The organism is Sphaerisporangium sp. TRM90804, assembly GCF_029846175.1.
Lineage (GTDB): Bacteria > Actinomycetota > Actinomycetes > Streptosporangiales > Streptosporangiaceae > Sphaerisporangium.
In genome coordinates this window covers 152076-166046 of the sequence record NZ_JARWAC010000023.1, presented here as the reverse complement: position 1 = coordinate 166046, position 13971 = coordinate 152076, and the positions used below count along the sequence as shown (strand labels likewise).

At 72.4% G+C, this 13971-nt stretch carries 17 protein-coding genes; 11 read left to right on the top strand and 6 right to left on the bottom strand.

From position 1 onward, the window contains the following. The 4 genes from PYR91_RS27610 to PYR91_RS27595 all read left to right on the top strand — a co-directional run. On the top strand, nucleotides 1–647 hold a 647-nt coding region (locus PYR91_RS27610), incomplete at its 5' end, for an AAA family ATPase (protein ID WP_279784354.1). A 3-nt stretch (nucleotides 648–650) separates the two neighbouring features. Next, the gene (locus tag PYR91_RS27605; RefSeq protein ID WP_279784352.1) at nucleotides 651–812 is read left to right on the top strand and encodes a hypothetical protein; all 162 of its coding nucleotides are present in this window, start codon (nucleotides 651–653) and stop codon (nucleotides 810–812) included. Between the two features lie 3 nt (nucleotides 813–815). After that, complete coding sequence (locus tag PYR91_RS27600; RefSeq protein ID WP_279784350.1) at nucleotides 816–1988, top strand: FAD-dependent oxidoreductase; 1173 nt, start codon at nucleotides 816–818, stop codon at nucleotides 1986–1988. 130 nt (nucleotides 1989–2118) lie between these two features. Next, the gene (locus tag PYR91_RS27595; protein WP_279784348.1) at nucleotides 2119–3033 is read left to right on the top strand and encodes an aminoglycoside phosphotransferase family protein; all 915 of its coding nucleotides are present in this window, start codon (nucleotides 2119–2121) and stop codon (nucleotides 3031–3033) included. A gap of 46 nt (nucleotides 3034–3079) precedes the next feature. Here PYR91_RS27595 and PYR91_RS27590 read toward each other — a convergent pair whose 3' ends face one another. The 6 genes from PYR91_RS27590 to PYR91_RS27565 all read right to left on the bottom strand — a co-directional run bounded on the left by PYR91_RS27590 (nucleotide 3080) and on the right by PYR91_RS27565 (nucleotide 8421). After that, nucleotides 3080–3724: a hypothetical protein gene (locus PYR91_RS27590; protein ID WP_279784347.1), complete on the bottom strand. Its 645-nt coding sequence runs from the start codon at nucleotides 3722–3724 to the stop codon at nucleotides 3080–3082. Between the two features lie 259 nt (nucleotides 3725–3983). Continuing rightward, nucleotides 3984–4595 (bottom strand): TetR/AcrR family transcriptional regulator, encoded by a 612-nt coding sequence (locus PYR91_RS27585; RefSeq protein WP_279784345.1) that lies wholly within the window; start codon nucleotides 4593–4595, stop codon nucleotides 3984–3986. 113 nt (nucleotides 4596–4708) lie between these two features. Continuing rightward, nucleotides 4709–5086 carry a VOC family protein gene (locus tag PYR91_RS27580; RefSeq protein ID WP_279784343.1) on the bottom strand — a complete coding sequence of 126 codons (378 nt, stop codon included), beginning with the start codon at nucleotides 5084–5086 and terminating at the stop codon, nucleotides 4709–4711. A gap of 161 nt (nucleotides 5087–5247) precedes the next feature. Then, nucleotides 5248–6090, bottom strand: a complete 843-nt coding sequence (locus PYR91_RS27575; protein WP_279784342.1) for an SDR family oxidoreductase — start codon at nucleotides 6088–6090, stop codon at nucleotides 5248–5250. Nucleotides 6091–6124: 34 nt separating this feature from the next. After that, a complete protein-coding gene (locus tag PYR91_RS27570) occupies nucleotides 6125–7390 on the bottom strand; it encodes a cytochrome P450 (protein ID WP_279784341.1) in 1266 nt (421 codons plus the stop codon). Continuing rightward, entirely contained in the window at nucleotides 7387–8421 is a 1035-nt protein-coding gene (locus PYR91_RS27565) for a methyltransferase (RefSeq protein WP_279784339.1), read from the bottom strand. Before PYR91_RS27565 ends, PYR91_RS27570 begins: the two co-directional genes overlap by 4 nt. Nucleotides 8422–8611: 190 nt before the next feature. Here PYR91_RS27565 and PYR91_RS27560 point away from each other — a divergent pair, with 190 nt between their 5' ends. The 7 genes from PYR91_RS27560 (at nucleotide 8612) to PYR91_RS27530 (ending at nucleotide 13920) form a co-directional block, all read left to right on the top strand. Next, nucleotides 8612–9094 carry an ester cyclase gene (locus PYR91_RS27560; RefSeq protein ID WP_279784337.1) on the top strand — a complete coding sequence of 161 codons (483 nt, stop codon included), beginning with the start codon at nucleotides 8612–8614 and terminating at the stop codon, nucleotides 9092–9094. Nucleotides 9095–9182: 88 nt separating this feature from the next. Next, nucleotides 9183–10538, top strand: coding sequence for a cytochrome P450 (locus PYR91_RS27555; RefSeq protein WP_279784336.1), 1356 nt, complete (start codon nucleotides 9183–9185; stop codon nucleotides 10536–10538). Continuing rightward, on the top strand, nucleotides 10535–11527 hold the full coding sequence (locus PYR91_RS27550) for an ATP-binding cassette domain-containing protein (protein ID WP_279784334.1): 993 nt from the start codon (nucleotides 10535–10537) through the stop codon (nucleotides 11525–11527). The genes PYR91_RS27555 and PYR91_RS27550 overlap by 4 nt, the downstream gene beginning before the upstream one ends. Beyond that, on the top strand, nucleotides 11524–12327 hold the full coding sequence (locus tag PYR91_RS27545; RefSeq protein WP_279784332.1) for an ABC transporter permease: 804 nt from the start codon (nucleotides 11524–11526) through the stop codon (nucleotides 12325–12327). The genes PYR91_RS27550 and PYR91_RS27545 overlap by 4 nt, the downstream gene beginning before the upstream one ends. Continuing rightward, nucleotides 12324–13139 (top strand): ABC transporter permease, encoded by an 816-nt coding sequence (locus PYR91_RS27540; protein WP_279784330.1) that lies wholly within the window; start codon nucleotides 12324–12326, stop codon nucleotides 13137–13139. Before PYR91_RS27545 ends, PYR91_RS27540 begins: the two co-directional genes overlap by 4 nt. A gap of 123 nt (nucleotides 13140–13262) precedes the next feature. Beyond that, entirely contained in the window at nucleotides 13263–13577 is a 315-nt protein-coding gene (locus PYR91_RS27535; protein WP_279784328.1) for an antibiotic biosynthesis monooxygenase, read from the top strand. A 37-nt stretch (nucleotides 13578–13614) separates the two neighbouring features. Then, nucleotides 13615–13920 carry an antibiotic biosynthesis monooxygenase gene (locus PYR91_RS27530; protein WP_279784326.1) on the top strand — a complete coding sequence of 102 codons (306 nt, stop codon included), beginning with the start codon at nucleotides 13615–13617 and terminating at the stop codon, nucleotides 13918–13920. Nucleotides 13921–13971: the final 51 nt, after the last annotated feature.

Below are 13971 nucleotides of genomic sequence, written 5' to 3'. Positions count from 1 at the left end.
ACTCGCTGCTGCAGATCCTGGAGGACGGTCGCCTGACCGACGCCCAGGGCCGCGTGGTCGACTTCAAGAACACCGTCGTCATCATGACCACCAACCTGGGCAGCCGGGGCATCTCCAAGGGCCCCGGTCTCGGCTTCGCGACGGCCGCCGGCGCCGGGGACGGGCACGCGCGGATGAGGGCCCAGGTGCAGGAGGAGCTCAAGCGGCACTTCCGGCCCGAGTTCCTCAACCGGATCGACGACATCGTGGTGTTCCACCAGCTCGCGCCCGAGGAGATCATCCAGATCGTCGACCTGATGCTCGCCCAGATCGCGCTGCGCATGAAGGACCGCGACATGGACCTGGAGGTGGCGCCGGAGGCCCGCCGCCTGCTCGGCGAGCACGGCTACGACCCGGTGCTCGGCGCCCGCCCGCTGCGCCGCACCATCCAGCGCGAGCTGGAGGACACCCTGTCGGAGAAGATCCTCTACGGCGAGCTGCGCCCCGGCCACGTCGTCAGCGTCGCCGTCGAGAACGGCGCGCTCACCGTCACCGGCGCCGACCGCCCCCTCATGGCCGGGCTCGACCGCGTGGAGCTCTCCCTCGACGCCCTGCTGACCGGCGACCGCCCACCCCCGCCCCCCAACGCCGAACGGATGCGGAGCTGACCGATGACCAAGCTCATCGCCCCCGGCCCCCGCACCGCCCCGGGCCTCACCTACCCCGGACGCACGTCCCACCGGAGGGAGCGGCCCCGGCCGATGGACGGCCTCGCCGGCACCCTCGGCCCGGGGCGCCGCGGCCGGACGTCCCCCCAGAGCGGGCGGGGCTGAGCCGTGGACGTGCTCGTCGTCGGCTGCGGCATCGGCGGACTCTGCACCGCGCTCGGGCTGGCCCGCCGCGGGCACCGTGTGCGGGTCTTCGACCAGAGCGACCCGTTCGAGCACACCGGGTCCGGCCTGGTGCTGTCGCCCAACGGGATCCGCGCGCTGGACCGCCTGGCCCCGGAGGCCGGGCGACGGGTGCGCGAGGAGGCCGTGCCGGGGCCGCACACGTTCAACTACGTCTCACACACCGGGCAGGTCAAGGTCCGCATCCCGCCCACCGACCTGGTGGCCCGGTGGAAGGCCCCCATGGTGGCCATGCGCCGCAGCCTGCTGCACCGCATCCTGCTGGACGCCCTGCCGAAGGGCGCGCTGAGGATCGGCAGCCGCTTCCTGCTCGCCACCGAGACCCCCGACACCGTCACCGCCACCTTCGCCGACGGCACCACCGCCCACGGCGACCTGCTCGTCGGGGCGGACGGCGTGTGGTCCATGGCCCGCAAGCACGTGGGCGCCAAGCGGCGCCCGCGCTTCCTCGGCATCAGCTCCATGCGCGGCATCACCCCGGCCCCCGAGCACTCCTACCCGGGCGGCTTCTTCTCCCAGGGCCCCGGCCTGCAGATCTTCGCCAACCCGCTGCGCGGCGGCGAGCTGTACTGGGCGGCCACGCTCAACGCCACCGAGTACGAGTGGCCGCAGCTCCACCCGGAGTACGCGCGCGAACGGCTCGCGGCCCTCGTCCGCGACTGGCACGCCCCCATCCCCGACCTGGTCGCCCACACCCCCGTGGACCAGCTCGTCGTCACCGACATCCACGACATGCCCACCCTCCCCCGCTGGACCACCCCCCGCGTCGCCCTGCTCGGCGACGCCGCCCACCCGATGGCCCCCTTCCTCGGCCAGGGCGCCAACGCCGCCATCGAGGACGCCGCCGTCTTCTGCCGCCTCGTCGAGGAGACCCTCGCCCACGACGACACCCCACCCGGCCGCCGCCGGGCCATGCGCGCCTACGAGGCCGCCCGCGTCTCCCGCGCCACGCGCATCTCCCGCATGTCCCGCAGGATCGGCATGGCCGGCCAGTGGGAGAACCGGGCCGCCATAGCCGCGCGGGACACCGCCATGAGACTCGCCTTCAAGTACGGCGGCGATGGCCCCGACACCTGGCTCTACGGCTACGAGACCTGAGGGCGTTCGGGGCTGCGGGCGGGGCGGTGGGGTGGCGGCGCTGGTAAATGGGTTTATCGCCGGGTGCCGGGTCCGGGAGGATGGCGGGGTGGACGTTCCTGTCGTTGACTTGCGGTTGCCGTGGCGTGATGTGCCCGAGGGGGTTCGGCGGGCGGTCGAGGCGCGTCTGGGGGCGCTGGTGGTGGAGGCGGTGACGCGGGTCGGGGGGTTCTCGCCCGGCGCCGCCGTCCGGCTGACGCTGGCCGATGGGCGCAGGGCGTTCGCCAAGGCCGTCGGGCCCGAGCCCAACGCGGAGAGCGCCGACATCTACCGGGCCGAGGCCCGCATCGCCGCCGCGCTCCCCGCGGGGGTGCCCTCGCCGCGGCTGCTGGCGTCGTTCGACTCGGGTGGATGGGTCGCGTTGCTGTTCGACTACGTGGAGGGCCACCCGCCCGCCGACCCGTGGCGGGCCGACGAGCTGGAGCGGGTGCTGGACGCCCTCGACCGGCTGAGCGTCACGCTCACCCCGTCCCCGATCTCCGCGCCGCCCCCCGAGGAAAGGTTCGGCGAGGCGTTCCGCGGTTGGCGGCTCCTGGTCGAGGCCCGCGACACGGGGACGGACGACCTGACCGGCCTCGACACGTGGGCCGCGCGCCACCTGGACGAGCTGGCCGGCCTGGAGGCGGGCTGGCCCGATGCCGTCAAGGGCGAGACGCTGGTGCACGGCGACATCCGCGCCGACAACCTCCTGCTCACGGCCGACGACGTGATGGTCGTCGACTGGCCGTGGGCGTTCCTCGGCGCCCCGTGGTTCGACCTGCTCCAGATGCTCCCCAGCGTCCGCATGCAGGGCGGCCCCCACCCCGAGAAGATCTTCACCGCCCACCCCGTGGCCCGCGACGCCGACCCGACAGCCGTGACCACCGCCCTGGCCGCCCTCACCGGCTACTTCGTCCGCCAGTCACGCCAGCCCCCACCCCCCGGCCTCCCCACCCTCCGAGCCTTCCAGTCCGCCCAGGCCACCCCCGCCCTCGAATGGCTACGCCTGCGAACCTCCTGGGCCTAGATCGTTCACGGGTCGGGAGGGGTGCGTCCGGGGGGTGTGGGGGTGGTCAGAGGTCGCCGGACTCTATGGCCTGCTTCAGGGCTGTCTGGGTCTGCTGGTGGGAGGCGGTGCCGTTGGTGACGACGAAGTCGATCAGGGTGGTGTCGGCGTCGAAGGTGAGGTGTTCGGTGACCCTGGTCCTGCCGCCGGGGAGCTTGGTGAAGACGATCTTCTGGTGGGAGACCACGTTCGGCTCCGACCAGGTGTCGGTCTCGTAGTAGAGCTTGTCGGGGTGCAGGCGCTGCTGGGCGTGCGTCTTGCTCGTGACGATGGCGCCCTCGTACGGGATCTCCTCGATGGCGGTGAAGTCGACGTACCGCGTGTCGTGGCGGCAGTAGTCCGCGTGGGTGACCACCCGCTTCAGGAACGAGTGCCGGCCGATGTGGTTATCGATGTCGGAGTACGCCGCGAACACCCGCTTGGCGGGCGCGGCGATCTCGATCGAGATGCTGCTGGTGGCCCGGCTGCGTCCCGAGCCCGGAGCCGGGGGCGTGGTGTCGGTGAACCGGTGCGTGTCCCACGCGACCTGCCACTCCTGAGCGAGCTCGGCGTCGCTCGGAGGGGTGTCGGCGCGGGCCGCGCCGGACAGGGCGGTGAGAACGAACGTCGCGGCGAACAGCTGTGCCGCGAGAACCTGGAGCAGTTTCTTCACGTGGACCTCGAGATGCGACAGTAGGTACAAATGATCTTCTACCGCATCCGGTACGCGATCTACGACAATTCTCCATAAATGGTCTTGTTTCTGCCAGATACGCGTGGCCGTGAAGGTCACCGGGACGGGCCAGCGCGTCGGGCGCCAGGCCGAGGTCGCGCCGACGGCGGCGGCGGCGGCGGCGATCAGACGTTCGAGTTCGTAGTAGCTCGCGCGGCCGCGGCCGCGCACCGTCGCACGCGGCGCGGCACGTGTGGGCCTACGTCGTGACGCGGTCGCCGGCCGCGCGCATCTGGGTGATCGCGGTGTCCAGGGCGGCTTCCAGGTGGGTGGAGCGGCCGGTGGAGAGCATGATGGCGACGCCGCCCTGGATGCCGGCCAGGAGGGCGGCGGAGGCCTGGTCGGGGTCGAAGTCCGGGGGGAGGTGGCCGGCGTCGCGCATCGCCCGCATGCCGGCGGCCAGTTCCCGCTGCCAGCGCTCCATGAGGGTGACCACGATGGCCCGCGCGCCGGGGGTGGTGCGGCCTGTCTGCAGGAGGAGGGCGCCCAGCGGGCAGGTGTCGCCCTGGGCGCGGTAGCGCTCGACGACGACGTCGCGCCAGCGCCGCCAGGCGTCCCAGGAGGTGAGGCAGCTCAGGTGCGGCTGCTGGTCGTCCAGCACCCGATCGGCCTCGTACTGGGCGACGGCCAGCAGCAGCTCGTCCTTCCCGCGGGGGAAGTAGTGGAACAACTGGCTCTTACTGGTGCCCGTCTGCCGGCGGATGTCGTCCAGCGTCGCATCCACCACGCTGCTCTCGCGCAGCACCTCCGCGGCTCCCTCGACGATGCGCTTGCGCGTCGCCGCGCCCTTCGGCGTCAGCGGCCGATCCATGGTCTCGCCCCTCGGAATGGACTGTCCGGTTCAGTTTAGGAGCGCCCGGAACCGGCGGCGCGCCCCGGGGCACGCGAAAGCCCGCCGGCGCGGCCGGCGGGCTTCCCGAGGGGTCAGGCCTTGCGCTGGATGAGGAAGAACTCGTTGCCGTCGGGGTCGACGAACGCGGAGTGCCAGGCCCACGACTGGTCCTCCGGCGGGGTGGTGAAGTGGACGCCCTGTGCGGTGAGCTTCTCGTGGGCGGCCTTGATGTCGTCGGTGACGAACTGGATGTCGGTGAAGATGCCGATCTTCTCCTCGCTGCCCACCGGGTAGTCGGCGGTGGCGATGACGATCGTGGTCTGGGCACCGGGCGGGGCCACCTCGATCCAGCGCATGGGGCCCATGGAGTCGTCTCTGCGCAGCTCGAAACCGAGCTTGCCGACGTAGAAGTCGAGCGCGGCGTCCTGGTCGCGGACGAAGACGTCGACGGTTCCGATATGACTGATCATGGACTCTCCCGGATCTCGGGCGGGCACGGAACGTACTGCCCGCGGTTCTATCAGTGACCGGCCCCGCCTGCCAGCCGAACGCGGAACGCGTCGCCGGGACGGCGAAGCCGGCCGTCCGCGCGAGGGGCGCGGGCGGCCGGCGGGCCGGACGGTCGTGGGGGTCAGCGGAACGCCTCCAGGTGGTCGGCGAGCCACTGGTCGAACGAGCGCGCCGGACGGCCGGTGAGCTGCTCGACCGTCGGGTAGACCCGCGCCCAGCGTCCGCTGTCGTCGGCGAGCACCGACTGGACGGCGTCGATCAGCTCCTCAGGGGCGCCGAGCATGACCCAGTTGTCCCGGGCCTGCTGCGGGGTGAGCTGGGCGAACTCGATCGGGCGGCCGAGCGCCGCCGAGATCTTGGCGACCCGCTCCTTCGGGGTGAGCGCCTCGGGCCCGGTCAGCGGGTACGACTTGCCTTCGTGGCCCTCGGTGGTGAGCACGACGGCGGCGACCGAGCCGATGTCGCGCGGGTCGACGAGCGCCTGCCTGGTGTCGCCGTGCGGCTCGCGGACGACGCCCTCGCCCTTGATGCCGTACGTCCAGTAGAAGGTGTTGGACATGAACTCGCCCGGCTGCAGGATCGTCCAGGCGATGCCCGACTCCTTCACCGCCCGCTCACCTTCCAGGTGCCAGCGGGTGATGGCGTCGGGGGCGTCGTCGATGGTGCCGAGGCCCGAGATCTTCACCAGGTGGCGGACCCCGGCCGCCTGGGCGGCCTTGACGATGTTGGCGTCGTGGGCGGGGGCGTGGTGGCTGGGGGCCAGCATGAAGACACGCTCGACGCCCTCCAGCGCCGGGGGCAGCGTCTCGGGCTTGTCCACGTCGGCGATCGCCACGTCGACCTGCGGGTCGAACCGCGCCTTGCCGGGGCTGCGGGTCAACGCGCGCACCTTGGCCCCGGCCTCGACGAGCTGGGCGACCACGTGGTTGCCGACGGCGCCCGTCGCCCCGGTTACGAGAATCATGGAATAGGTCTCCGATTTCGTCCGACGACCGGCCTCAGCCGGCGTCCGTCCAGTTCACGGGCAGGGAGGTCACGCAGCGCAGCACCGGGATGGGCAGGTAGAACTCCGGCTCGTAGCCCTCGTCCAGCCGCAGGCCGGGGAAGCGGTCGAGCAGCACCTCGATGCCCACCCGCAGCGCCATGCGCGACCAGCCGGCGCCGACGCAGTAGTGCGCGCCGCGGCCGAAGGCCACGTGCCGGCTGAGGCCGTGCCGCTTCGGGTCGTACCGCTCGGGGCCGGGGAAGGCCTCGGGGTCGCGGTTGGCGGCCTGTAAGGTGACGGCCACCGTGGCGCCCTTGGGGATGCGGACCCCGCTCAGCTCGATGTCGTCCGCGGCGGTCCTGGGCAGCCACTGGGTGGGGCCCTCCAGGCGCAGGCCCTCCTCGATGGCGCCGGGCAGCAGCTCGCGGTCGTCCCGGACGGCGTTCCAGCGCTCCTGATCGCTCAGCAGCACCAGCAGCACGTTGGCCAGGCCGTCCACCGTGTTGGCGGCGCCCGCGGAGATGAGTTCCATGGTGCACCAGGCGATCTCGGCCATGCTCAGCCGCTCGCCGCCGTCGGTCTCGGCGAGCGCGAGCCGGGTGAGCATGTCCTCGCGCGGGTCGGCGCGGCGCTCCTCCACGGCCTTGACGTAGTACTGCTGGTACTCCACGATCTTCGACGCGGCGCGGATCTGGTCCTCCGGCGGCAGGCCGGGGATGAAGAGCCGCTCCCACATCTCGTTCCACTCCAGCACCCGCGCCTGGTCGTCCCGGGGGATGCCCAGGTAGTCCAGCAGTGCCAGGTTGGCCAGCGGGCGCACGTACTCGTCCAGCAGCTCGGCCGTGCCGCCGGTGAGCCGGGAGGCGAGCTCCTCGGCCGTGGCCCGGGTCAGCGGCGCGTTCGCCGCCACCCGCTGCGGCGACAGGCCGGACCCGACGAGCGTGCGCAGCCGGGTGTGCTCGGGCGGGTCGGTGTTGTAGAGGGTGGTGCTCAGCGGCAGCCCCTTGGACAGCTCGGCCAGCACCTCCGGCGGGATGCCGGGCCCGTTCTTGTCCTCGCCGGAGGTGAACCTGTCGGGGTGCTCCAGGATGTAGGTGATGTCCTCGTGCCTGGTCACGACGTAGACGGCGCCGGCGTCGTCGGCGTCGTCCACCATCCACTCGTCCGACCCGAACGAGCTGCGGTAGACAGGGCACTCGCCGCGCAGCTGGTCCCAGATGGGGTACGGGTCCTTGGTCTGCTCGGGGTCGAACGGGCTGTAGGAGAGGTCGGAGCTCATCGGCCGTCCACCACCTCGGCCTCGACGAGCTGGTCGCCCGCCGAGGTCGGCGTGACGCGGGTCAGCCGCAGCCCCGCCTTCTCGAACAGCCGGGCGAAGTCCAGCTCGCTGCGGGCGCGCCCGCCGCCGACCGCCAGCATGTGCAGGTCGAGCAGCGCGACGTACTGCCCGTCGGGCCCCTCGGTGACGAGCTGCTCGATGGCGACGACGCGGGCGCCGGGGGCGGCGCTGGCGGCGACGTTGCGCAGGATCCGCGCGGCCCCCTCGTCGTCCCACATGTGCAGGACGTGGCGGAACAGGTAGAGGTCGGCCGTGACGGGCACGCTCTCGCGGCAGTCGCCGGCGATCAGCTCGGTGCGGGACGACAGCTCGCCGTCGCGCAGCTCGGCGTGGGCGTCGCCGAGCGCGGGCTCGATGTCGAACACGACCCCCGACAGGCCGGGGTTGCGCTGCAGGATCGCGCGGACGACGCTGCCCTGCCCGCCGCCGACGTCGACCACCTTGCGCACGCCCGTGACGTCGAGGGCGTCGACGATCGGCCCCACGGCCGACTCGCTGATGGCGGTCATGGCGCGGTCGAAGACCTGGCCGGCCTCGGGCTCGTCCTCCATGAAGTAAGAGAACAGGTCCTTGCCGTAGATCTCAGGGAACAGCGGCTTGCCGGTGCGGACCGGCTCGGCCAGCCGGCTGGAGAGCTTCCACCCCCACTCGGCGCCTTCGAGCAGGATCATGTCCAGCAGCCGCTCGGGGGCGTCGGAACGCAGGCCCGCCGACAGCTCGGTGTGGGCGAAGCTGCGCTCGCCGGACGCGCGGAACAGCCCGAGAGTGGTCAGCGCGCGCATGAGACGGAACAGGGCGTCGGGGTCGGCTCCGACCTTCGTCGCCAGCTCCTCGACGGGCACCGGCTCGTCGCCGATCGCGTCGGCCAGCCGGAGCTCGGCGGCCGCCACCACGGCGCCGCTGATCTCCTTGCCGGTCAGGAACTGCATGATCTGGCTGGTTATCGGTTGCTGGTCATTACTGGTGGTCAATTCGCCACCCCATTCGGCAGATCGGCGTGGAGGGCCCGGACAGCGCTTTGCCGCAGCGTATGAGGGGCCGGACGTCGCCTTCTTCTCATGGATTGCCTACGCGGACGGGCAATCCGTGAGAAGGAAACGCCCGTGACGCGCGGATACGTTCGCATCGAACGAGCGCGAAGGACGCGAAGGAGCTGCCGAGATGACGACCACGACCAATGAGCAGGCCGGAGTGGCGGAGCGCAACAAGGCGTTCGTCGAGGCCTTCCAGGCGGAGATCATGAAGGAGAACTGGGAGGAGGCGAAGAAGTACCTGCACCCGGAGGTGAAGGTGCACTTCCCGATCCCCGGGGCGTCGGTCGTGCCGCACGACCCCGACGGCGTGATCACGATGTTCAAGGACTCCGCCGCCTGGTTCAGCTTCCTCAAGGCCGAGCCGAAGGTGTGGCTCGCCGACGAGAACCACCTGTTCGAGGTGGTCGAGCTGTCGTTCGAGCACACCGGCGAGTTCTTCGGCGTGCCGCCGACGGGCAAGCGGTTCTCCATCAACGGCATGGGCGCCTGGCGGTTCCAGGACGGCCTCATCCACGACCACTGGGGCCAGTACGACATGGCCAGCATCCCCGAGAAGCTCGGCCTGGAGTTCCCGGCCGCGGCGCTTCCCATCCCTTCGGCCGACGACTGACCCGCACGGCCGGCACAGGACCACCCGGAAGGCCGGCCCGCCCCAGGGCCGGCCGCCGGCCTCGCACCCATCGGATGGCGAAGCGTTGATGTCTGCACCGCACCCTCCCGCACCCGCGGGCGTCCCCCTGCTCGGGAACGGGCCGGCCTTCCTCCGCGACGCCATGGGCACGCTGTGGCGCGCGCAGGCCCAGCTCGGCCCGGTGTTCGCGCTGCGGCTCGGCCCCAAGCGCATGGTCGTCGTGACCGGGCCGGCCGACGCCCTGGACGTCGTGAACCTCCCGGAGTCGACGCTGTCGCTGCGCCCGGTGTACCGCTGGGTGATCCCCATGTTCGGCGAGGTGCTGCAGGCCGCCGAGTACGAGGGCTACGTCGACCAGCGCGAGATGATGCTCCCGGCCCTGCGCTCCCGCAACCTGCCGAACTACCTGAAGTGCATGGTGAAGGAGGCCGGCGACTGGCTGGGGTCGCTCGGCGAGTTCGGGGTCTTCGACGCCACCAGGGGCCTGGAGCGGCTGTCGATGTCCATCGCGGTGCGGGCGTTCCTCGGCGAGGACTTCCTGCTCCGCTCCGGCGAGTACTTCTGGCGGCAGTACGTCGACCTGGCGGAGGGGATGGAGATCCTGCTGCCGCCCAGGCTGCCGCTCCCCCGCCTCATCCGGCGCGACCGCGCGCGCGACCGGCTGTTCACGCTGCTGGCGCCGAAGACGGCCGAGGCCAGGCTCGACCCCGACCCCGAGCGGCACGGCTTCCTCGCCACCCTGGTCGGCGGCCGGTACTCCGACGGGACGCCGGTCTCCGACGAGGAGGTGATCGGCCTGCTCCTGTCGCTGGTGTTCGCCGCCTACGAGACGACCGCCGCCCAGCTCGCGTGGTCGCTGGTGCTGCTGCTGCAGCACCCCGACCAGCTCAAGCTGGTGGTGGAGGAGGCCGACGGCGCGCCCGAGGAGCCGACCCCGGGCAGCCTGCACGCCATGCGGCGGCTGCACTGGAACCTGCGCGAGGCCGAGCGGCTGCGCCCGATCACCACCATGCTGTGGCGCTACACCGAGAAGCCGTACACGGTGGGCGGGTACACGGTGCCGGCGGGCTGGTTCACCGTGCTCTGCCCGCCGATCACCCACCGGTCCCCGGAGGTCTTCGACTCCCCCGGCGAGTACGACCCCGACCGGTTCTCCCCCGCCCGCGACCCCGGCGGGCGGGCGGCGGCCACGCTGATCAACCTGGGCGGGGGCCAGCACCGCTGCCTCGGCGCCCGGTTCGCCGAGTCGGAGATGAAGGTGGTGCTGAGCATGCTGCTGCGCTCCTACAGGCTGAGCCTGGTCGAGCCCGATCCTCCGCCGTCCAAGAAGATGGGGATCTCCAGGCCCGCCTCGCCCTGCCTCATCGCCTACCAGCGGCGCGGACCCGGGCCCGGCCGGGCGGGAACGGAGGTCCGGCCGTGACGGAGCCGATGATCCAGGTCGAGGGCCTGCGCAAGTCGTTCGGCAAGCGGGCCGCCGTGGACGGCGTGTCGTTCGGCGTCCCGGCCGGCAGCGTCATGGGCCTGCTCGGGCCGAACGGCGCCGGCAAGACGACCGTCATCAACTGCCTGACGACGTTGCTGCGCCCCGACGCCGGCCGCGTGTCGGTCGCCGGCTTCGACGTGGAGCGCGACCCGGCGGGCGTGCGCGCCTCGATCGCGCTCACCGGCCAGTTCGCCGCCGTCGACCAACTGCTCACCGGACGGCAGAACCTCGTGCTGTTCGGCCGGCTGCTGCGCATGAGCAGGCGCGCGGCGGGCGAGCGCGCCACCGAGCTGCTGGCCCGGTTCGACCTGGCCGAGTCCGGCGACCGGGGCGTCAGGGAGTACTCGGGCGGCATGCGCCGCCGGTTGGACCTCGCGGCGGCGCTCATGGTGCCGCGCCCGGTGCTGGTGCTGGACGAGCCGACGACCGGCCTGGACCCGCGCAGCCGCCACGCCATGTGGCGGGTGGTGCGCGAGCTGCGGTCGGCCGGGACGACCGTCCTGCTCACCACCCAGTACCTGGAGGAGGCCGACCGCCTGGCCGACGGCATCGTCGTCGTCGCGCGCGGGAAGGTGATCGCGACCGGCACGCCCGAGGAGCTGAAGGGCAAGGTCGGCGTCTCGGTGTGCGAGGTGCGGATCGACGACGAGCGGGCCCGGCGCGACGCGCTCGTGGTGCTGCTGGACCGCTGGCCGGACGTCACCGAGGGCGACGGCTCCATCGTGGTGCCCGGCGGCGACGCCCGGACGCTGGCCGAGATCGTGCGGCGGCTCACCGAGGCCGGGGTCGAGACGGACAACGTCGCGATCCGCCGCCCGAGCCTGGACGACGCGTTCTTCGCCCTCACCGGCCACGGCGCGCTGGGGCACCACGACGGCTCGCCCGCGGCCTCGAACGGGCGGGCCGGGGCGGGGGCCGGACGGTGAGCGGCGCGGCGGGGTTCGCCCCGGCGGTCGCGGTCGCCGAGGGCGGGCCGGTGAACCTGGTCAGGCAGTCGGCGCTGCTGGCCGGGCGCAACCTGCGCGTGTCCCTCGGCGCCGCCGCCGTCGCCGGGATGGTGATCACGCCGCTGCTGTTCTTCTTCGGGTTCCTCGCGGTGTTCCGCCAGATGTTCGCCGCGCACGGCATCGACTTCGCCCAGTACCTGCCGCCCGCGATCGTGGTCATGTGGGTGACGTTCACCGCGATCTCGGCGGCGGTGCTGTTCGCCCGCGACCGGCGCACGGGCATGCTGGCCCGCCTGCGGTCGATGCCGGTCAACAGCGGCGCCGTGGTCGCGGGCCGGCTGGCCTCCGACGGCGTCCGCGGGTTGATCAGCATCTGCGCCGTGATCGCGGCGGCGCACGTCACCGGCTTCCGGTTCGCCACGGGCGTGGCCGGGGCGGCGGCCTTCGTGCTGCTCGCCCTGACCGTGCTGCTGGTGCTCTCGGTCGGCACGGGCGCGGCGGGGCTGGCCTCCACCGAGCCCGAAGCGGTCGGCGCCACGCTGCACATGCCGGCGATGCCGCTGCTCATGCTGTCCACCGCCTTCGCGCCGGTCGGCGGCTTCCCGTCCTGGCTGCGGCCGGTGGTGGAGTACTCGCCGGTGTCGGCGGTGGTCGACGCGCTGCGCGCCGTCGCCGAGGGCACCGACCTCGCTCCGCTGGGACGCGCCGCCGCCTGGCTGCTGGTGCTGCTGGTGGTCTTCTCGCGCGCGGCGACCAGGGCGTACCGGAGGGCGACGTGAGAGGCGGCGCGCCCGCGGCCGGGCGGGAGGGGCCGGCGGCGACGGCGGCCGAGACGCTGCTGCTGGCCGGGCGCGGCGTCCGGCGGTACCTGCGCAGCCCGCAGCAGCTCGTGAACACCGTGGTCATGCCGCTGGTCCTGCTGTTCATGATGCTCGCCGTCTTCGGGGGCATCGTGGGCGGCGCCGGCGGCGGGCCGTACGTGGAGCGGCTGGCGCCGGCGGTGGTGCTGTTCGCGGCGGCGTCGGGCGCGGTGGTGACCGGGGTCGGCTTCCACCTCGACCTGCACACCGGGCTCGCCGACCGGCTGCGGACCATGCCGATCAGCCGGGCGTCCCCGCTGCTGGGGCGGATGGCCGCGGACCTGGCCCGCGTGCTGATCACCGCCGTCGCCTCGTCGGCCGCGGCCCACGTCGCGGGCTTCCGCTTCACGCAGGGGCCGCTGGCCGCGCTGGGGTTCTTCGCCGTGGTGCTCGCCTTCGGCTCGATCTTCATGTGGGTGGCGCTGGTGATCGCCCTGGCGGCCAGGAGCGTGCAGGCCGTCAACACCGCGCTGACCATGCCGGCGACGTTCCTGCTGTTCTTCTCCTCCGGCTTCGCGCCGGTCGACGCGTTCCCGGGCTTCCTGCGGCCGCTGGTCGGCGCGAACCCGCTCTCGTCGGCGACCGACGCCGCCATCGGGCTGTCCTCGGGTGGTGGGCCGGTCGCCGTGCCGGTGCTCCAGACCCTCGCGTGGGCGCTCGCCGTCACGGCCGTGGCCGCGCCGCTGGCCGTGCGCCTCTACCGGCGGCGCGACGTCGTCGTGGCCGCGTGAGAGCCGGGAGGGGCCCCGATGAAGGCAATCCATGAGAAGGCCGCGCTTGGACCGATGCGTAGCTTTCGACGTGTGATGCCCCCCGTCACGACGGGTCACACCCCGCAACCAGAGGGAGACAGAATGCTCGCGTACATCAACACCTTCGTCATCAAGGGCGACGACCGCGTGTTCGAGGAGCTCATGGCGGCGCACGAGGAGTACCTGCGCACGCAGCCCGGCTTCGGCGGGTTCGAGCTCAACCGGTCCGACACCCGCCCGGGTGAGTACGTCAACATCGTGCAGTGGTCGGACGAGGACTCCCACGCGCGGCTGAGGTCGACCAAGACGTTCCAGGTGCAGGTCACCAACATGCTGGGCATCGCGGACGTCAGCTGTAGCGAGGTCGTGGTGGCCGGCGCGGACGCGGACGTGCAGTCGTCGGCGCAGAGCGTCTGACGGCCCGGCCGCCTAGGCGAGCGGGCGTGGGACAGACATGATCGCGTTCATCAATACGTTCACGCTCAGGGGCGACCGGTCGCTGTTCGAACGGCAGGTCAAGGAGCACGAGGACTTCCTCCGGGGTCAACCCGGGTTCGGCGGCTTCGAGCTCACGCGGTCGGACCTGCGGCCAGACGAGTACATCATCGTCATCCAGTGGAGGGACGCCGCCTCCCACCGCCGTCTCATGTCCGTCAGGGAGTTCCAGATCCAGGTCACCGGCCTGCTCATGATCGCCGACGTGTCCTGTAGCCCTGTGGACCCTAATGTCGCGAAGGCCGACCTCGCTCGCGTGGTCTGACCTTCCCTGGCAGGGCCGCCGCCGAGCCTTAGACGGCGGCGGCCCTGGCTT